This window comes from Sphingomonas sp. (assembly GCF_026460985.1).
Taxonomy (GTDB): Bacteria; Pseudomonadota; Alphaproteobacteria; order Sphingomonadales; family Sphingomonadaceae; genus Sphingomonas.
In genome coordinates this window covers 1-17,870 of sequence record NZ_JAPKNM010000031.1, presented here as the reverse complement: position 1 = coordinate 17,870, position 17,870 = coordinate 1, and the positions used below count along the sequence as shown (strand labels likewise).

Below are 17,870 nucleotides of genomic sequence, written 5' to 3'. Positions count from 1 at the left end.
TCCAGGGGCACGAGAAGGGCTTCTTCATCGGCCCCTCGCTGTTCGACCGGGTCACGCCCGACATGCAATCCTACAAGGAGGAGATCTTCGGCCCCGTCCTCCAGATCGTCCGCGCACCCGATTTCGAGACCGCGCTCAAGCTGCCCAGCGAGCACCAATACGGCAACGGCGTCGCGATCTTCACGCGCAACGGCCATGCCGCGCGCGAGTTCGCGGCGCGGGTCAATGTCGGCATGGTCGGGATCAACGTGCCGATCCCGGTGCCGGTGGCGTACCATAGCTTCGGCGGGTGGAAGCGCAGCGCGTTCGGCGACGTCAACCAGCACGGCATGGAAGGCGTCCGCTTCTGGACCAAGGTCAAGACCGTCACCCAGCGCTGGCCCGACGGCTCCCCGGATGGGGGGAATGCCTTCGTCATCCCGACAATGGGATGAGCGAAGGGCCTGGATACGCTTCGTCCGATTTTCGTCCTTTGGTGGTGTTCTTGGGGTATGGCGCCATTCCCGGTCTCCCATGGGCCAGGGTCGACATGACCCGCCGCATCGCGACGATTGAGCCTGGCGACACGAAGAACGGGAAGGCGCTCGGCGAGCCCAGACGTGGCTCTGGCGGTTCTGTCCCGATAACAGGGTAGGCATGCGACCCACACCGGAGGAGGGCGGAACACCGTCAATCCTGGTTTCGGTGGAAAGGTCTCAAACTGGTGGCCGGAACCGACTGAAAAGAAATGGTGGACGCACTTGGGCTCGAACCAAGGACCCGCTGATTAAGAGTATCATTTAAAATCAAATACTTAGCTGCATTCGTTGCCAAATGATGTTAACAGTCCACAGGAGCCAACAACGAGCGACAACACGCGATTGGTCACAGTTCTGGATGCTGACTTTTTCGGCACAGTCCTAGCTTCGAATCGATGTCGTCAGTCTCGTTGTCGGCTCCTGAATGGCAAGCGCGGGCAGGGGCCGCGCGGCAACGAAGGACGCTCCAATGCGGCATGTTTTCACGCGAGAGGAACTGTACGAGCTCGTCTGGTCACGCGCGGTCGTGAAGGTCGCCGCGGACCTCGGCGTTTCGGACGTCGCGCTACGCAAGCATTGCATCAAGCACCGGATTCCGCTGCCCGATGTGAAATATTGGGGGCAGCGCCAGGCCGGCAAGCAACCGCGGCGCAAGCGGCTCTGCCGGGCGCCCAAGGGGGTTTCCGACCAGATCGTCATTTGCCCACGATCGCTCAAGGTCGCGGCGCCTTCGGTGCAGCAATCTGTCGCCGCGGCGCGGGCCCGGACCGCGGAGGCCTCTGATCGGCAGGACACGCATCCGCTGGTTGCCCATACGATCGAGGCCGCCAGGGATGCGGAGCTCGACGAGTGGCAGGCGATCAGCGGGTTGGGTTCCGACGCCTTCAGCATCCGCGTCCATCCGGGAGCGCTTCCGCGGGTCGAGCAGCTGCTCAACGCGCTCGTCCATGCGGCCCATGCCCGGGGGCTCAAGTTCCAGCCGGGCTGGGGCGGGCTTGCGCTGGTTGTCGACGGGGAGGCGGTGTCCTTCGCTGTGATCGAGACGATCCGAAGGAAACGTCGCATCGAGACAGCCGAGGAGTGCGCTGCCCGTGATGCGGGCCGGCCTGGAGATGATGATGTCGAGGCATGGCTCGACTATGATGAGGCCACCCAGATCCCGTGGTGGGAGTTCACGCCCACCGGCGAGCTGCGCATCGAGATGGGCGGATGGACCAATGTGATCGGAGCGACCAGAAAGTTCGTCGACACGCGTTCCCGCAAGCTCGAGACACGGATCGATGACCTGCTTGCGTCCTTCGCGGCGTTCGCCGCGGGCGCCAAGATCGAGCGCGCACGGCAGGCGGAGCGGGCGCGTCTCGAAGGGCTCGCCCGGGCTGAGCGCCTCCGTCAGGCGCGGCTCGCCGAGTTCGAAGCCGAACGCGTTGCATGGCTCGACCAGAAGCTGAAGGCGATCGCGGAGCGGGACAGGCTGAGGCAGTTCCTCGAGGAGCAGGCGCGCTCGGGCCAGGTCTCCGAAAATCACACCGCAATGCTCGAGTGGCTTCGTGACCGGCTGCATGCGACTGAACAGCGTGTGGCGTCCCGGGCCGTGCGCGCCGAAGTGGAGGATATGGAGGCATTCCACCGGACGGCTTTCGATATGGCGCTGCGGACAGGGCAGTTGAGTCCCGATCTCGCCCCATGACACGGGAGGACCTCATTTGCCGACGAGTCCGCCGATCAGATCACGACTGCGAACGGTTCTTCCGTGCGTGATAAAGATCTCGAGGATGTCGGCCCTGCGCGGAAGCCGTCAGCCGATGGGTCGCCACCAGTTCGCGACGCGTACGCGATCTGCCGCCTGTCGGCCCAATGTGCTGATGAAGTCGTCGAGCTCCTCGTCCGCGATATCGTCGAAACGTCCCGCCGCCGCATCGTCCCAGCCCAGCCGCGCTGCCTTCTTCAGCGCTTCCAATCGGACGGCATCCTCGGCCGCACGACGCTCGAGCAGCCGCAGCCCCTCACGCACCACCTCGCTGGCGTTCCGATAGCGTCCGGATTTCACCAGGCCCTCGATGACTTGGATCTGGTGGTCGGTCAGAACGAAGTTGCGAGTTGGCACTTCCTGGTCTCCGGCGACGGAACATACATCTGCCGATGGTCGGCGTCGCCATCACTCTCAACGAGATAGCGCGCCTGCCCACCGACGGTCGATGGAACGGGAGCGGCCCTTCCAGCCCTTCGTGATCGATACCCGTTACCGGGTAAGCTTCAGATCGGGCTTGTCGTCGACATAGCCTTGGAATCCTCCGGGGACCTCACGGAAGCGAAGGCATTTCGATATCATCGTGCCGGTGAGGCACACTGCTTCGCCCTTGACCGCCCATTTCACGGACATGGGGAAGGGGAGTCCCCCGCGGATGCGGCCGGTGCCATCCTTGTTCAGCGTGAGCTTGAAGGTCCTGCCATTCGCCGCCTTGGCCGACCAAGGCGCTCCGTCGGCTAGAGTGGCCGCCGCCGCTTGCGGGGCCAGATAGGCCTGATCCTGCGCGGCGCCAGTCTGGGCCGGAACGATAATGGCGACGGCAGCGAGCGCCGGCCATAGGTGCCTGGTGTCGGTCCTCATCGGGTTTCTCCTCTACTGAAGCGCGACGCGGGGCCTCCAGGTGCGCGGACGACCTCACCGCGAGTCATTGTTAGAATGATCGCTCTATTAATTAGGCGCAAGGGGGCGGGTGAAATAATTGGAGCGAACCTCTGCCCGTCGGAGGGAGAGAGAATTGCATCTGCTCGGCGGGTGCCCGTGAGCCCGCGCAGGGCCCTGATCGCTGCCGCGCGCGCAGGTCCGGTTTTGACGGTATGGCTGCAGGCGGAGATACAAAAATAGATCGATCGATCTATTAATCCTTGCGCGCCGGAATGTCGCCAGTTAGCTAGACCGAACGACCGGTCTAGGAATCATGCATGGTGCCGTCCCGCGTATTGGGAACGATAGGAACGCTGCTGCTGCTCGGAGGGTGCGCGATGCACCCGGGCGCGCCTCCCGCCACTGTCCGGACGCCTCCTCGCTGGGAGAATGGTGCCGCACCGGTATCGGCTTCGGCAACGATCGAGGAGCGCTGGTGGAGCAGGCTCGGCGACCCCGTGATCGACCAGCTGATCGACGCCGCACTGTCGGATAACCCGACCCTGGCGGAGGCGCTGGCGCGTGTCGACCAGGCGCGCGCGACCCTCGATGCCGGCCGGGCGGCACGGCTGCCGCGCGCGGATGTGAGCGGCGCCGCCTCCTACGGGCAGCAGAATCTCGGCACGGCGGGCGGCGTGAACACGGTCGGCGCGGCCACCGCTTCGATCAGCCCGAGCCTGAGCTGGGAGCTCGATCTTTGGGGTCGCGTCCGCAAGACCGCGCGCGCCGCGCAGAGCCGCCTCGACGCGCGCGATGCCGACGCGCGCGATGCCCGCCTGTCGATTGCCGCCCAGCTTGCCGCGGGCGTGCTGCGGCTGCGCGCGTGCAACTATTCGCTCGGGGCGCGCAGGGCCGACATCGCGTCGAGAAGCACCGAGCTCGAGCTGATGCGCACGCGCCTGTCCTTTGGCGCCGTCGCGCCCGTCGACGTCGCCAGCGCCCGCAGCAATCTCGCGAGCGCCGAGATCGATCGCATCAGCCAGCAGGAGCAATGCACGCGCGAGGTCGATGCGCTCGTCGCGATCAGCGGAGTCGATGCGGCGACGATCCGGGCGCTGCTGCCCGATCCCTCGGCTTCCGATGGCGGCAGCACGATCGTGCCGCAGGAGGAAGGAGAGGGCGATCTCGCGGGGATCATCCCCGCAGCGCCGCCCATGCGGCCGGTGCTGCCCGCCACGGTGCTGCTCCATCATCCGAGCGTGGTGGCGGCCGAGCGGGAGGCGAATGCGCGCTGGTCGGAAATCGGCGTGGCGCAGGCAGAGCGGATGCCGCGGATCGACCTGGTGGCGATCCTGACCGGGCAATGGCTCCGCGCCCTGGGCACGACGTCCAGCTTCGCCACCTGGTCGGCTGGGCCGCAGCTCTCCGGCACAGTCTTCGACGGCGGGGCCGGCGCTGCCAATGTCCGCAACGCCGAGGCGCGCTACCGCGAGGCGGTGGCGACGCTCGAGGGCGCTGTCCGCACCGCCGTTCAGGGTATCGAGGACGGGCTCGCCGCCCAGCAATCCGCGGAGCAGCGGCTGGCCAGGTCGCGCGAGGCGCTCACCGCCGCGCGGCTGGCCTTGAACGCCAATCAGGCGCGATGGCGCGCCGGCGCGATCGACCTGTTCGAGCTCGAGGCGTCGCGCCGCCAGTTCAACCAGGCGCAGGAGAGCGCGATCGCGGCAGCCCGGGACCATGCCGAAGCCTGGGTCGAGCTGGTGCGCGCCTCCGGCAACGCCTTCGACCTCGCAAGCGCCGTGCCCGACGGTCAACCACCGCTCGCGCTTTCCGCCGCCCTCGCGAACCACCCGCAATGACGGAAATGACTCACTCCATGCCCGATACATCGTCCGGTCCTTGCGAGGACGCATCTCCGGCCACCGGCGCGCCCCTGCCGCGCCGGCTCCTCATCTCAGGGATCGGTCTCGCCGCGGCGGCAGCGATCGGCCTCCTGATCGGCAGCGGCCGCGACGACGCGCCGGCCGCGCAGCCGCAGCCCGGCACGCCCGCGCTCACCGTCACCGCTGCCGCGCCGCAACGCGTGGATTGGCCTGTCACGCTTGCGGCGTCGGGCGCGATCGCCCCGTGGCAGGAAGCGATCATCGGCGCCCAGATCGGCGGCTACCGGCTGGTCGACGTGCGGGTGAATGTGGGCGACCGCGTGCGGCGCGGCGAGGTCCTCGCCCGCCTCGACCCGGCGCTGCTGCAGGCCGAGGAGGCCCAGCTCGTCGCGAGCTACGAGCAGGCGGAAGCCAATCGCCTGCGCGCGATAGGGATGCGGGGCAGCGGCGCGATCAGCGACCAGGACGTGCTGCAGTTCGTGACGCAAGCCAGGACCGCCGCCGCGACCCTAGCCGGCAAGCGCCTCGAGCTGCGCTACACGCATGTGGTCGCGCCCGATGACGGCACGATCAGCGCGCGCGCCGCGACGCTCGGCGCGGTCGTGCCGGCGGGGCAGGAGCTGTTCCGGCTGATCCGCCGCGACCGGCTCGAATGGCGCGGCGAGCTGACCGCCGCGCAGCTCAGTCAGGTCGGAATCGGCCAGGCGATCGCGCTCCAGCTGCCCGACGGCAGCGGCGCGTCGGCGACCGTCCGCCAGACGGCGCCCTCGCTCGACAGCCAGTCGCGTCTCGCCATCGTCTATGCCGATATCCGTTCCGGCAGCCGGGCCCGTGCCGGGATGTATGCCGAGGGTAGCATCGAGCTCGGGCGCAGCCCGGCGCTGGTCGTGCCTGCCGAGAGCGTGATCATCCGCGACGGGCGCAGCCATGTCCTGGTCCTCGCCGACGGCAGCGCCACCCCGCGCGTGTCGCTGCGCGATGTGACTGTCGGGAGGCGCCAGGGCCGCGAGGTCGAGATCGTCCGGGGCCTTGCCGCCAACGAGCGCATCGTCGTCCAGGGCGCCGGCTTCCTCAAGGACCGCGACATCGTCCGCGTCGCCGCGCCCGCGCGCCCGGCGGGAGCGGCGCGGCCATGAACTTCGCCACCTGGTCGATCCGCAACCCGATCCCTTCGATCCTCTTGTTCGCGCTGCTGGCGCTGGCCGGCTTCTGGGGATTCCAGCGGCTGCCGACGCAGGACCTGCCCGACCTCGACCTGCCGATGATCACGGTGACGCTGACCCAGCCCGGCGCGGCGCCGGCGCAGCTCGAGACCGAAGTCGCGCGCAAGGTCGAGGACTCGCTCGCCACGCTCGCGGGGCTCAACCATCTGCGCACCTCGGTGACCGACGGCGTGGTCTCGATCCAGGTCGAGTTCGTCCTCGAGAAGAAGCTCTCGGACGCGCTGATCGAGACCAAGAACGCGGTCGACAGCATCCGATCCGACCTGCCCGCCGACCTGCTCCAGCCGACCGTGAGCGCCGCCACCAGCGTCGGCGATCCGGTGCTGACCTACGCGATCTCGTCGACGCGCCTCAGCGAGGAGGAGCTTTCCTGGTTCGTCGACGATGCGGTGGCCAAGGCGGTTCTGGGCGTCCCCGGGGTGGGCCGGTTCGAGCGCGTCGGCGGGGTCCAGCGCGAGGTCCGGATCGAGGTCGATCCGGCGCGCATGAACGCGCTCGGCGTCACCGCGGCCGATGTGTCGCGCGCGCTGCGCCAGGTCCAGCAGGAATCCTCGGGCGGGCGCGGGCAGCTCGGCGGCGAGGAGCAGTCGGTGCGCACCATCGCGACGGTGCGCCAGGCGTCCGAGCTCGCCGCGCTCAGGATCACGCTGCCCGGCGGCAGGAGCCTGCGGCTCGATCAGGTCGCGACCGTCGCCGACACCAATGCCGAGCGGACCCAGGCCGCGCTGCTCGACGGCAAGCCGGTGATCGGTTTCAGCGTCTACCGCGCCAGGGGCTTCGATGAGGTCCGGATCGCCGAGGGGGTGCGCAAGGCGCTGGCGCAGCTCCGCCAGGCCGATCCCACGCTCGGCCTGACCGAGGTCTCGGGATCGGTCGGCCAGACGCTCGAGCAATATGAAGGCTCGATGGCGATGCTCTACGAGGGCGCGATCCTCGCCGTCATCGTCGTCTGGTTCTTCCTGCGCGACTGGCGGGCGACCCTGATATCCTCGGCGGCGCTGCCGCTCTCGGTCCTTCCGGCGTTCGCGGCCATGGCCTGGCTGGGCTTCTCGCTCAACACCGTCACCTTGCTCGCGCTCGCGGTGGTGGTGGGCATCCTCGTCGACGACGCGATCGTCGAGATCGAGAATATCGAGCGGCACCGGCACATGGGCAAGCCGATCCGCCAGGCGACCGAGGACGCGGTCACCGAGATCGCGCTCGCGGTGATGGCGACCACCATGAGCCTCGTCGTCGTCTTCCTGCCCACCGCGCTGATGAGCGGCATCGGCGGCCTGGTGTTCAAGCAGTTCGGCTGGACCGCGGTGATCGCGGTGCTCGCCTCGCTGGCGGTGGCCCGCCTGCTGACGCCGATGATGGCCGCCCATCTGCTCAGCCCCGAGCCGCTGCCCGAGCATGGGGACGGGCGGATCATGCGCTGGTACATGGCGGCGGTCCATTGGTGCCTCCGGTACCGCAAGACCACGGTGGCGGCATCGGTCGGATTCCTCGCCGCGTCGCTCGCGCTCATTCCGCTGCTCCAGACCGGCTTCATCCCGCCCTCCGACAACGGCATCACGACGGTCAGCATCGAGCTGCCGCCGTCGAGCTCGCTCGACGACACGCTGCGGGTGGCCGAGGCGGCACGGACGGCGGTGCGCGGAGTGGGCGGCGTCAGCCATGTCTTCGCCACCGCCGGCAATGCGCAGCGTGCCGGGCCGGGCGCCGCCCAGGCGGGCGAGGTCCGCCGGGCGTCGCTCACGGTCGTGCTGGCGCCCCGCGGGGAGCGCGCGCCGCAGCAGGCGGTCGAGAAAGCGACCCGCGAGCGGCTCCTGGCGGTTCCCGGCGCCCGCTTCGCGCTCGGCAGCGGCGGGCCCAGCGAGAAGCTGCAGATCATCCTGGCAAGCGACAATGCCGAGGCGCTGAAGGCAAGCGCGCAGGCGGTCGAGCGCGAGCTGCGCGGTGTGCCGGGCCTCGCCAACATCACCTCCACGGCCAGCCTCGAGCGGCCCGAGATCATCATCCGCCCCGATCTCGAGCGGGCCGCCGAGCGCGGCGTCACCACCGCGGCGATCGGCGACGCGGTGCGCGTGGCGACGAGCGGCGACTTCGATCCGCAGGTCGCGCGCCTCAACCTCGACAACCGCCAGGTCTATATCCGCGCGCGCATTCCCGACGCTGCCCGCCAGGACCTCGACACGCTGGCCAATATGCGCGTCGAGGGGCAGGGCGGCCCGGTGCCGCTCTCGAGCGTCGCCACGCTTTCGGTGGAGAGCGGGCCGGTCCAGATCGATCGCTACGACCGGCTGCGCAACGTCACGGTCTCCGCGGATCTTGGCGAAACCGCATTGGGAACGGCCCAGGCCGCCGCGGCCGAGCTGCCGGCGATCCGGGCGCTGCCGTCGAGCGTGCGGGTGATCGAGGCGGGCGATGCCGAGATCGTCGCCGAGCTCGGCACCGGCTTCGCCATGGCGATCCTGGTCGGCGTGCTCTGCGTCTATTGCGTGCTCGTCCTGCTGTTCGGGGATTTCCTCCAGCCGCTCACCATCCTGTCGGCGATCCCGCTCTCGATCGGCGGCGCCTTCCTCGCGCTGCTGCTGGCCAACAGCCTGCTCAGCGTGCCGTCGATGATCGGCCTCGTCATGCTGATGGGGATCGTCACCAAGAATTCGATCCTGCTCGTCGACTATGCGATCATGGGCCGCAAGGACGGGCTGTCGCTCTACGACGCGCTGGTCGATGCCTGCCACAAGCGCGCGCGGCCGATCGTCATGACCACCGTGGCGATGATCGCGGGGATGATGCCGATCGCGCTGGGCCTGGGCGCGGACTCGAGCTTCCGCCGCCCGATGGCCTTCGCCGTCATCGGCGGGCTGGTCACCTCGACCATCCTCAGCCTGCTCGTGGTGCCGGTGGTGTTCACCTATGTCGACGGCTTCGAGCGGCGCTTGCGCCGCTGGCTCCGGCGCACCCCGCCTTCCACGCCCGAACCCGCTGCCGCGCCGCCGCCGGCCGAGCCCTCGCACGCCTGATCCCCCGCGCCGACCGAAAGGAAACGCCCATGTATGCTTGCTCTCCTCCCCAAGCCGCCGCCCTGCGCGGCCTCGCGGCGCTGCTCGCATGCTGCGCGCCGCTCGCCGCGCAGGCGCAGGTGAGCGAGCCCAATGCCGATCCCGCCGAGCTTCCCGACGCCCCGCCGCCCCCTGGCCCGCCGGATCGGCAGCTGCAGGTCGGCCTGTTCACGGCCTACACCCCGGCGTTCCTCGGATCGAAGGATTACCAGCTCATCGCCGGTCCCAATATCCAGCTGCGCTATGACCGCATATCGCTCTCGCTGCAGGACGGGCTCGGCTTCGACGTGATCCGCGGCGGCGGCTGGCGCGTCGGGCCGTCGATCGGCCTGCGTCAATCGCGGCAGCAGGACGGCGACAGCCCCTTGCGGATCGCCGGCGACCGCAGCGACGCGCTGCTCGGGCTCGGCACGATCAAGGCGAGCGCGGACGTCGGCGGCTATGTCGCCTGGGAGAGCGGCCCGATCGGCGCGCGGCTCGACGTGCGCCAGGCGACCAACAGCGACCTCGGCCTGATCGCGACCTTGGGCCTGCGCTACACCGCGATGATCCCGACCTCTTCCGCGCCGCGGGCACGTCCGGCGATCTTCTCGATCGGACCGCGCCTGAGCTTCGTCGACGACAAGTACAACCAGGCCTATTTCGGCGTGACCGCCGCGCAATCGGCGCGCTCGGGGCTCAGCCCCTATCGCGCCGAGGGCGGGCTGCTCTCCGCCGGCGTCGGCGCGGTCGCGATCGTGCCGCTGAGCGAGTGGATCTCGGGGATGCTGATCGGCGCCTATGACCGGCTCGCCGGCGACGCGGCGCGTTCGCCGCTCGTCGAGGAGCGCGGGTCGCGCAACCAGGCGACGGTCGCGCTCGGCCTTTCCTACCGCTTCGGTCTCTGACCTGCTCCTGTCGCACGCCGGGCGTTTGCCCTCTGTCGCCCGGCGTGCGGCACCACCGCCGCGCGGAAGCCGATCGATGACGCCAAGGATACGGACCTGGCGCAGCTTGAAGCGCAGCGAGCGCCAGGCATTGCGCCTGCTGCGCGGCACCTTGCCGGCCTCGACCGATGCCGCGCTCCTGTCGGGCTTCCGGCGCCTGCGCGACCGGCTGGCGGACCACGGCATGAAGCCGCTTGCGCCGGCGGGGCGCTATGTGAGCGCCGATGAGGCGATGCTGCTCGCCAATCTGGCGGCGCTGCAACGCGGCCGCGCCGCCGCTGGCCCGGGCGACCATCGGCTTGCGCGGGACGTCCGGTCCGCGCTGATAGAATGCGCGATCCAGCTCGAGCGCGCCGGCTGCATCCTCGATGCCGGAGCCATCGCCCGCGTGAATGCGCCCGGAGATGCGGCGCCCCCTCGTTCCGGCGCCGCATGGACGGCGCGCAGGGCAAGGATCCTGGATTTCGTGGAAGAGCGCCGCCTGGTCCGGACGCGCGAGCTCGTCGCGCTGGGCGCGTCGCGCGAGAATATCCGCGCGCTGTGCAGCAAGGGCGCGATCCAGCGCGTCCGCCACGGATGGTATGCGGCGCGGTCGCTCAGCCGGGCGGAGATCGCATCGGTCTGTGCGGGTGAAGCGAGCGGGCATTCGGCTGCCAGCCCTGCGGCCAATGATAACGACCCGAGGCCCGGCAGGCCTCGATGAGCTGCCCGGTCAGCGGGCGCCGAGAAACCGCGTGACGAGCAATTCGATCATGTCGCCCAATCTGTCTCGCGGCAGGTCGGGCTGCCGGATCGTCACCGCCTTCATGCCGTCGATCAGGATGCCGATGAGGATGCTCGCCGCGAGGTCCGGATCGAGCGCCGCGTCGAGCTTGCCGTCGGCCTGGCCGCGGCGGACCAGGTCGGCGAGCAGGCGACGTCCACGCGCGCTATGCTCGCGGATCATGGTTCCGATCGCGGGGTTGCGGTCCGCCTCCGCGAGCAGCTCGAGCAGCAGATAGCCGCTATCGGCGCCGCCGGGCTTCGGCCGGCAGAAATGCTGCAGGAACGCCGCGAGCGGATCGGGCCCGGTCAATATCGCTTCCATTGCCTCGATCCCGGCCTTCAGCCGCAGCTCGGCGATCTCCTTGACGATCTCCTCCTTGCTCGCGAAATAGTGATAAAGGTGCCCCGAGCTGATCCCGGCCGCCGCCCGGATCTCGGAGATCGACGCCCCCTGGAACCCGCTGCGGGCAAAGCAGCGTTCCGCCGCGGCGAGGATCTCGCGGCGCTTCTGGTCATGCTTCTCGGGATCGACTTTCCGCATCGTCGATCTATGCGACAGAGCGGCCGGTCTATCAACGCCAGGGAGGCGGAAGTCCGCTTCGGCCATGAGGAAGCGCGCGGAAGCGTGCCGCGACCGCCCTAGCCATGCTCTCCCTGCACCGCCACGCCGATCCGCGCCAGCGCGTCCGGCGGCAGCGCCAGCCCGGCGACGGCCAGGTTCTCGCGAAGATGCGCGACGCGCGAGGTGCCGGGTATCAGCAGGAGGTTGGGCGAGCGCGCCAGCAGCCATGCCAAGGCGAGCTGGAGCGGCGAGAGGCCGAGCTGCCTCGCCTCCGTCGCCAGCGTGTCCGACTGGATTGGGTTGAAGCCACCCAGGGGAAAGAAGGGGACATAGGCGATCCCTTGTCCGGCCAGCGTGCCGATCAGCGCGTCGTCGTCCCGGTGCACGAGGTTGTACTGGTTCTGGACGCAGACGACGGGCGCGATGCGCTGCGCTTCCTCGACCTGCGCGGCGGTGACGTTGCTGAGGCCCAGATGGCGGATCAATCCCCGATGCTGCAGTTCGGCCAGCGCGGTGAACCGTTCCTCGATCGATCCTTCGGCGGGCGCCATTCCGGTGCCTTCGATGACGCGCAGATTGACGACATCGAGCGTGTCGACGCCGAGGTTGCGGAGATTGTCGTGCACGCCGCGCGTGAGGTCGGCGGGCGTCTGGGCCGGCCGCCAGCCGCCGTCCTCGCCGCGGAACGCGCCGACCTTGGTCACGATGACCAGCGCGTCGGGATAGGGATGGAGCGCCTCGCGGATGAGCTGGTTGGTGACGTGCGGGCCGTAGAAGTCGGCGGTGTCGATGTGGTTGACTCCGCTCGCCACCGCCTCGCGCAGCACCGCGAGCGCGGCGGCCCGGTCCGCGGGAGGCCCGAACACGCCCGGTCCGGCGAGCTGCATGGCGCCATAGCCGATGCGCGCGACCGGCCGGTCGCCGAGGACGAAGGTGCCGGCGCTCGAAATGTCAGTCATGTGCTCGCCTTCCATTTTCGCTTTGGTTCGGGATGCCGGTATCGGCCGCGCCGCCGGGCCGGGCCGGGCGGCCTGCCCCCCCGGGGACAGTGGCGGTGACCGTGAAGGGACCCGCGTCGGGCCTGTCGCCGAAACGCGCGTCGCCCAGCGTCACGCGGGTGCCGTCCGGGGTGCTGCGGATCGTCGCGAAGGGATAGCGCGACCAGTAGAGGAAATCGGCGACCGCCTCGTCCTGCCGGGCCGCCTGCGCGACCGCCGGGTGGCCCCTGTTGGCCGGGACGAGCGCGCGGTCGAGCGTCAGGCGGGCCCCGGGGAACCAGCGGAAATCGCCGAACCCGTAGCGGTCGCCGGTCCGGACGATGATCGCGCGGCGGGACGGATCGGCGAATACCGGGTTGGCCAGCACCGCGTCGGGCTCGCCCAGTCCTTGGGCGCGGAACGCCTGCGCGACGCGCGCTTCGGCCGCGCGGCCCGCGAGCGCCATCGCGCCGCTATAGAGGATGACGGCCAGAAGCGCGGTGATCACCGGGCCGGCATGGGCGGCTTGGCCGCGCCGCTCGCGGCGGCGGGACAGCCAGATGCCGATCCCCAGCGCCAGCCAGATCCAGGGGTCGGCGATGAACAGGACGTCACCGTAGAACCAGCGCTCCGAGAAAGGCATCAGCAGGCGGATGCCCCAGCTGTTCATCCAGTCGAGCAAAGGGTGCGAGAGCGTGCCGACATAGCCCAGCAGCAGGAGCTGTCCCGGCCGGACGGGCAGGCGCTCCGGCGGTCGCGTTCCCCGACGCGCCTGCCAGCGGTCGAGCAGCAGGAGCGCGACGGCGAGGAGCGCGGGCAAGACCAGCAGGCCGATCGGCCCATGGGTCCAGCCCCGCCGCCCCGACAGGCCTTCGCCGAAGAGAGCGCAGACTACGTCGATATCGGGGAGGTTCGCGCCGATCATCAGCGCCGGCATCGCAAGACCGGTCCGCCGCTTGAGGCCTGCCTGGCCGAGCGCTGCGCCGACCAGCGTGTGGGTGAGGTTATCCATGGCCGCCGAGACCCGTCGTCCGCCCGCCGGCTTCAGTCACGCGGCAGCTCGGCGCCGAGATTGCCGAACGCCTCGCGCACATGGTCGGCGACCGGCCGGCGTCCGCCTTCCTCGGCGAAGGCGTCGATGGCAAGGCGCAGCGCGCCGACCGACGCCATCGCCACCGCGCGCAGCGCGTTGCGGCGCTCGGGCTGCGGCCAGAGCTCGCACAAAGCCTCGAACGCGGCCTGTTCCAGCCGCAGATATTTGGCGAGGTTGCCCGCTCGGAGCTGCTCGCTCGAGCGGATGATCCGGTCGATCAGCAGGGCCTGGTCCGCATTGAAATGCGCCGGCATCCTGGTCAGGACGTTGCGAACGGCCTCGAGCGGGGACTGGTCCGTCGGTTCCGCCAGAATGGCGGCGCGGAAAGCCGTGGGGAGGCCGGCCTGCCAGGCGGCCAGCACCTCTTCCTTCGACTTGAAATAGTGGAAGAAGGTGCGCTTGGCGATTCCCGAGGCCTCCGCGATCGCGTCGAGCGTGGTCGCCTCATACCCTTTTTCGCCGAACAGCTTGAGCGCGGTTTCGGCGACGCGCTTCAGGGTTTCGCGGCGCTTGCGCTCGCGCCAGCCTTCGCGCTCCGATTCGTCGTTGGTCATGGGATTGGCACTACCATGGGTCGGGTTGAAACTTGATGCGGACAGGCGCTCGCAGCTGGCGGCTCAGGGTTCCGCGAGCGGCCGGGGCGGCGGGCGGCGCGCTCGCGCGGGTTCCCGGCTCGAGGCCGACCATCGCCGCGCTCTCGCGCCACAACCGGTCCTGGCCGTCGCGGTCGCGCGCCAGCTCGGACGGGTCGGGGAAGGTCGGCTCGCCCTTGACCAGCGAGACATAGATTCGCCCCGGGGGCGGCGCGATCCTGCCGAGCGCGACGTCGGCCAGCATTTTGCCCGAATGCTCGGGCCGGTTCATCACGAACTCGGGACGGAACAGCCCGATCAGGGGGAAGATCGTGCGCGTCAGAACCGTGACCAGCGCCTTTTGCACCGCCGAGGCGTCGCGGCCCGAGGCGCCGCCGGTGAGGCCGGGATTGAAGGCGACCACGCTGATCCGGCGGGCCGTCACCTCGTCCAGCCGGGCGAAGGACAAGGCGGTCATGAGGTTGCACAGCTTCGATGCCGTATAGGAGCGGATGCCCGCGCCGGAGCCTTTCGGGGTGGGATGCGCCCATTCCTCGAGGTCGAGCTTCTTGGGCGCGATTCCCTTGAACGGCGGATCGTGCATGTTGCTCGAGGTGATCACCAGCCGGCCCCGGTCGGCAAGGGCCGGCAGCAGCAGCCGGGCCAGCAGATAATGGGCGAGATGGTTCACCGCGAAGGTCAGCCCATAGCCGTCCGCGCTGCGCTGGTCGGCGTCGGACCCGTGCAGCCCGGCGTTGAGCGCCAGGATGTCGATGCGCGCGTCGCCGAGTTGGCGCTTAACCTCCTCGGCGAACGCGCGGACGCTCGCGAGCGAGGCGAGGTCGAGCGGCAGGATCTCGACGCCGGGCGGCGCGTGACGGCCGGTGCCGCGCGCGCCGATGATGACCCGCATGCCGTGCAGCGCGGCGAAATGCTGCACGGTATGAGCGCCGAAGCCGCTGGTGGCTCCGGTCATGACGATCACGCGCTGCGGCCCGGCTGCGTCCATGGCTGATTCTCCTGTGCTGATTCGGGTGGGCACCGTCGGACCGGCGCGGGGATCGCGGCGCGTCATCGGATCAGCGCCACGCCGAGGCGGAAGCGGGTCGCGCGCCGGTCATAGTCGAGCAGATTCTCGCCATAGCCGACGAAGCTCTGGCCGAAGAGGTAAAGCGACGGCAGGCCCTCGAGGATGCGGGGCAGGGGGTAGGACAGGTCCGCGCTGACCGCGCCCTTGCCGCTGGCGAAGTTGAAGCGGGTGGCGGTCGACAGGCGCAGGCCGTCGTCCTTGCCGATCTCGGCGGTCAGGCCGGCATTGCCGCGATAGCGGCGGATGTCGGGATTGTCCGAGAGGCTGCCGACGAACAGCGCGAGGCGCGGCGCGACCGACAGCCGATAGCCCTCCCCCAGAGGAAACGCCGCCATCGGCGCCAGATAGACGCTGTTGACGCTCCGCGAGGCGGCGCCGTCGCGTCCGTTGGACTCATGGGCGAACCCCGCCTGCGCGCTGACCGAGACGCCGCTCGCCAGCGTCCTGGAGGGGGTCAGATAGAAAAGCTCGGGCTGGAAATCGATGTTGCGGAACGGCAGCGACTCCGCCCCCAGATCCCAGAACATGCGCTGGGTATAGGCGAAATGAAGTCCCTCGCGCCCGGCGCCCGGCGCGCCGGTCTCGCCGATGCCGAACAGGCGGTATTTGAAGCTGATCTGCAGCCGGGCCTCGCTGTTCGTGCCCGGCCCGTAGACGGCGTAGATCGGCTGATAGGCGCTGAAATTGCCAAGGAACTGATTGCCGGCCGAACGATCGGCCGGGGGCGGGGCGGCCTGCGGCGCCGGGCTTCGGCCCGCCATGTCCTCGGCCGGCGCGGCCTGCGCGAGGGCGGACCCGCCATAGGCGCGCTCGCTCACCACCAGCTGCTGGCCCGACAGCGCCGGGATCGACAGGACCGCGCCGTCGATCACGACACCGCCCGGCACCTGCAGCCGGTAGCGCGCCTGGGCGAAGCCGCCCGGCGGGACCGTGCCGTCGGCCGCGGTCGCCTTGTCCCGCGCGAGCCAGACCCGCCGCTCCGCTCCGTTTGCGGTCAGGCGTGCCTCGACGCGGTCGGGAAGCGCCATCGGCGCGGGGGCGCCGCCTTCGTTGAGCAGGCGCAGGTCGACAAGGACGGCGCCGTCGGCGTCGCGCTGGCCGGCGTCACGGATGACGATGTCGGGCCGGCCCTGCGCCGCGGCCTCGCAAGCAACGCCGCCGAGCAAGGCGAGGAGCAGCGCCGCGTGCGCCTGCGCCGGCCTGAGCGGCGCGATTGGGTCCTTGTCCATGCCGCGTCCCTAGCAGATATTGCACACGTTGCAAATATGCACTTGTTGCAATATAAGGATGCGAGAACGGATTCGAAGGACCCCGATGAAACGCGTGCAATATGACTGCTATGGCGGTCCCGAAGAGATGTATGTCGAGGAATGCGCCTTGCCCCCGGTGAGGGCGGGCGAGGTGGGCGTGGCGATCCGGGCCGCGGCGATCAATCCGTTCGACTGGAAGCTGCGCCAGGGCGCGATGAAGCTCGTGACCGGCGGTCGCTTCCCCAGAGCGATGGGAACCGACTTTGCCGGCGTCGTCGAGGCGGTGGGCGAGGACGTGACGAGCGTCCGCGTCGGCGACGAGGTCTTCGGCAGCATCGATTTCAAGAAGTCGGGCGCCTTTGCCGAAGCGGCGGTGGTCGATGCCGCGCACCTCGTGAAGAAGCCGGCGGGGCTTTCGTTCGCCGAGGCGGCCTGCCTGCCGATTCCGGCGATGACCGCGTGGGTCGCGATCGTCGACAAGGCGCGCGTGCGTGCCGGGTCGCGCGTCTTCATCCATGGCTGCAGCGGCGCGGTGGGCGCCTTCGCGGTCCAGCTGGCACGCTCCCGCGGCGCGCAGGTCTCGGGCGCGTGCGGCCCGGCCTCGCGGGTCGGCGTCGCCGCGGCCGGCGTCGACCCGGTCTTCGACTATGCCGACAAGGACGGCATCGCGCAGCACGGGATGTTCGACGCGATCTTCGACACGCTCGGCACGCTCGATGTCGGCGAGGGGCTGTCGCTGCTGAACCGGGGCGGCGTGCTCGTCGACATCAATCCGACACCCGCCAGGATGCTTCGCGGCATGCTGACGCGACCGTACAAGCTGGCCTTCGCGACAGCGGGGGTGAAGCACTTGCCCGGCATCGCGGAACTCGCCGATGCGGGGATATTGCGGCCGACCGTCGGCCGCGAGGCGCCGTTCGGCGACGCCCTGCCGGTCATCGCCGAGCTCGAAGCCGGCGCGCGTGCCGCGGGCAGGACCGTGCTCATCTTCGAAGGGACGTCCGCATGACCATCATCACCGTCACCGCGCCGAGGGGCCGGCTCGACCTCGCCCGGCGCAGGGAGCTTGCGCGGAGCCTGACCGACGCGGTGCTCGTGCCCGAGATCGGGCAGGCAGCGCCGCCGGCGCGCGCGGGCTTCCAGGTCCATTTCGTCGAGTTCGAGGCCGATGCCATGGCGATCGGCGGCGCGCTGCTGGCCGACCAGCCCGATCGGCCCGACGTGATGACTGTCGACGTGGCGGTGATGGACGCCGCCTGGCCGTCGTCGCTGCGGGCCGAGGTCATCGCCAACCTGCTCGCCGCCACCGCCGAAGCCTGCGGGCTGGCGGTGCCTTCGCCGGGATGGTGGGTG

At 69.8% G+C, this 17,870-nt stretch carries 17 protein-coding genes; 9 read left to right on the top strand and 8 right to left on the bottom strand.

The features are described from left to right. A partial coding sequence (locus MT490_RS06170) for an aldehyde dehydrogenase family protein (protein ID WP_297384383.1) occupies positions 1-434 on the top strand: 434 nt, incomplete at its 5' end. A 553-nt stretch (positions 435-987) separates the two neighbouring features. Then, positions 988-2,205, top strand: a complete 1,218-nt coding sequence (locus tag MT490_RS06165) for a hypothetical protein (protein WP_297385237.1) — start codon at positions 988-990, stop codon at positions 2,203-2,205. A 108-nt stretch (positions 2,206-2,313) separates the two neighbouring features. On the opposite strand, the gene MT490_RS06160 is transcribed toward MT490_RS06165, so the two are convergent. Together MT490_RS06160 and MT490_RS06155 are read right to left on the bottom strand one after the other, a co-directional pair. After that, complete coding sequence (locus MT490_RS06160) at positions 2,314-2,622, bottom strand: type II toxin-antitoxin system ParD family antitoxin (protein ID WP_297385235.1); 309 nt, start codon at positions 2,620-2,622, stop codon at positions 2,314-2,316. A 135-nt stretch (positions 2,623-2,757) separates the two neighbouring features. Further along, complete coding sequence (locus tag MT490_RS06155) at positions 2,758-3,126, bottom strand: hypothetical protein (protein ID WP_297385234.1); 369 nt, start codon at positions 3,124-3,126, stop codon at positions 2,758-2,760. 338 nt (positions 3,127-3,464) lie between these two features. On the opposite strand from MT490_RS06155, the gene MT490_RS06150 reads away from it, so the two are divergent. The 5 genes from MT490_RS06150 to MT490_RS06130 all read left to right on the top strand — a co-directional run bounded on the left by MT490_RS06150 (position 3,465) and on the right by MT490_RS06130 (position 10,911). Then, a complete protein-coding gene (locus tag MT490_RS06150) occupies positions 3,465-4,985 on the top strand; it encodes an efflux transporter outer membrane subunit (RefSeq protein ID WP_297385232.1) in 1,521 nt (506 codons plus the stop codon). Between the two features lie 5 nt (positions 4,986-4,990). Next, on the top strand, positions 4,991-6,145 hold the full coding sequence (locus MT490_RS06145; protein ID WP_297385229.1) for an efflux RND transporter periplasmic adaptor subunit: 1,155 nt from the start codon (positions 4,991-4,993) through the stop codon (positions 6,143-6,145). Then, the gene (locus MT490_RS06140; RefSeq protein ID WP_297385228.1) at positions 6,142-9,243 is read left to right on the top strand and encodes an efflux RND transporter permease subunit; all 3,102 of its coding nucleotides are present in this window, start codon (positions 6,142-6,144) and stop codon (positions 9,241-9,243) included. The genes MT490_RS06145 and MT490_RS06140 overlap by 4 nt, the downstream gene beginning before the upstream one ends. Before the next feature lie 29 nt (positions 9,244-9,272). Further along, positions 9,273-10,169, top strand: a complete 897-nt coding sequence (locus MT490_RS06135) for a MipA/OmpV family protein (RefSeq protein WP_297385227.1) — start codon at positions 9,273-9,275, stop codon at positions 10,167-10,169. A 76-nt stretch (positions 10,170-10,245) separates the two neighbouring features. Next, positions 10,246-10,911 carry a type IV toxin-antitoxin system AbiEi family antitoxin domain-containing protein gene (locus MT490_RS06130; protein ID WP_297385225.1) on the top strand — a complete coding sequence of 222 codons (666 nt, stop codon included), beginning with the start codon at positions 10,246-10,248 and terminating at the stop codon, positions 10,909-10,911. A gap of 9 nt (positions 10,912-10,920) precedes the next feature. Here MT490_RS06130 and MT490_RS06125 read toward each other — a convergent pair whose 3' ends face one another. The 6 genes from MT490_RS06125 to MT490_RS06100 all read right to left on the bottom strand — a co-directional run bounded on the left by MT490_RS06125 (position 10,921) and on the right by MT490_RS06100 (position 16,496). Continuing rightward, positions 10,921-11,514, bottom strand: a complete 594-nt coding sequence (locus MT490_RS06125; protein ID WP_297385223.1) for a TetR/AcrR family transcriptional regulator — start codon at positions 11,512-11,514, stop codon at positions 10,921-10,923. A gap of 98 nt (positions 11,515-11,612) precedes the next feature. Next, a complete protein-coding gene (locus MT490_RS06120) occupies positions 11,613-12,494 on the bottom strand; it encodes an oxidoreductase (RefSeq protein ID WP_297385221.1) in 882 nt (293 codons plus the stop codon). Then, entirely contained in the window at positions 12,487-13,524 is a 1,038-nt protein-coding gene (locus MT490_RS06115) for a metal-dependent hydrolase (RefSeq protein WP_297385219.1), read from the bottom strand. The genes MT490_RS06120 and MT490_RS06115 overlap by 8 nt, the downstream gene beginning before the upstream one ends. Before the next feature lie 32 nt (positions 13,525-13,556). Further along, on the bottom strand, positions 13,557-14,159 hold the full coding sequence (locus MT490_RS06110) for a TetR/AcrR family transcriptional regulator (protein WP_297385218.1): 603 nt from the start codon (positions 14,157-14,159) through the stop codon (positions 13,557-13,559). Between the two features lie 10 nt (positions 14,160-14,169). Further along, entirely contained in the window at positions 14,170-15,186 is a 1,017-nt protein-coding gene (locus tag MT490_RS06105) for an SDR family NAD(P)-dependent oxidoreductase (RefSeq protein ID WP_297385216.1), read from the bottom strand. A 62-nt stretch (positions 15,187-15,248) separates the two neighbouring features. Beyond that, positions 15,249-16,496 (bottom strand): phospholipase A, encoded by a 1,248-nt coding sequence (locus MT490_RS06100; protein WP_297385214.1) that lies wholly within the window; start codon positions 16,494-16,496, stop codon positions 15,249-15,251. Between the two features lie 85 nt (positions 16,497-16,581). Here MT490_RS06100 and MT490_RS06095 point away from each other — a divergent pair, with 85 nt between their 5' ends. Beyond that, positions 16,582-17,526, top strand: a complete 945-nt coding sequence (locus MT490_RS06095; RefSeq protein ID WP_297385212.1) for an NAD(P)-dependent alcohol dehydrogenase — start codon at positions 16,582-16,584, stop codon at positions 17,524-17,526. Beyond that, positions 17,523-17,870: hypothetical protein (locus tag MT490_RS06090; protein ID WP_297385210.1), on the top strand; the 348-nt coding region annotated here is incomplete at its 3' end. The genes MT490_RS06095 and MT490_RS06090, both read left to right, overlap by 4 nt.

Bases quoted from the DNA above. Each gene is read 5' to 3' on its own strand.
- MT490_RS06100 (WP_297385214.1), bottom strand. From the start codon at position 16,496: ATGGACAAGGACCCAATCGCGCCGCTCAGGCCGGCGCAGGCGCACGCG.
- MT490_RS06105 (WP_297385216.1), bottom strand. From the start codon at position 15,186: ATGGACGCAGCCGGGCCGCAGCGCGTGATCGTCATGACCGGAGCCACC.
- MT490_RS06145 (WP_297385229.1), top strand. From the start codon at position 4,991: ATGACTCACTCCATGCCCGATACATCGTCCGGTCCTTGCGAGGACGCA.
- MT490_RS06110 (WP_297385218.1), bottom strand. From the start codon at position 14,159: ATGACCAACGACGAATCGGAGCGCGAAGGCTGGCGCGAGCGCAAGCGC.
- MT490_RS06150 (WP_297385232.1), top strand. From the start codon at position 3,465: ATGGTGCCGTCCCGCGTATTGGGAACGATAGGAACGCTGCTGCTGCTC.
- MT490_RS06140 (WP_297385228.1), top strand. From the start codon at position 6,142: ATGAACTTCGCCACCTGGTCGATCCGCAACCCGATCCCTTCGATCCTC.
- MT490_RS06130 (WP_297385225.1), top strand. From the start codon at position 10,246: ATGACGCCAAGGATACGGACCTGGCGCAGCTTGAAGCGCAGCGAGCGC.
- MT490_RS06115 (WP_297385219.1), bottom strand. From the start codon at position 13,524: ATGGATAACCTCACCCACACGCTGGTCGGCGCAGCGCTCGGCCAGGCA.
- MT490_RS06155 (WP_297385234.1), bottom strand. From the start codon at position 3,126: ATGAGGACCGACACCAGGCACCTATGGCCGGCGCTCGCTGCCGTCGCC.
- MT490_RS06120 (WP_297385221.1), bottom strand. From the start codon at position 12,494: ATGACTGACATTTCGAGCGCCGGCACCTTCGTCCTCGGCGACCGGCCG.
- MT490_RS06165 (WP_297385237.1), top strand. From the start codon at position 988: ATGCGGCATGTTTTCACGCGAGAGGAACTGTACGAGCTCGTCTGGTCA.
- MT490_RS06135 (WP_297385227.1), top strand. From the start codon at position 9,273: ATGTATGCTTGCTCTCCTCCCCAAGCCGCCGCCCTGCGCGGCCTCGCG.
- MT490_RS06125 (WP_297385223.1), bottom strand. From the start codon at position 11,514: ATGCGGAAAGTCGATCCCGAGAAGCATGACCAGAAGCGCCGCGAGATC.
- MT490_RS06095 (WP_297385212.1), top strand. From the start codon at position 16,582: ATGAAACGCGTGCAATATGACTGCTATGGCGGTCCCGAAGAGATGTAT.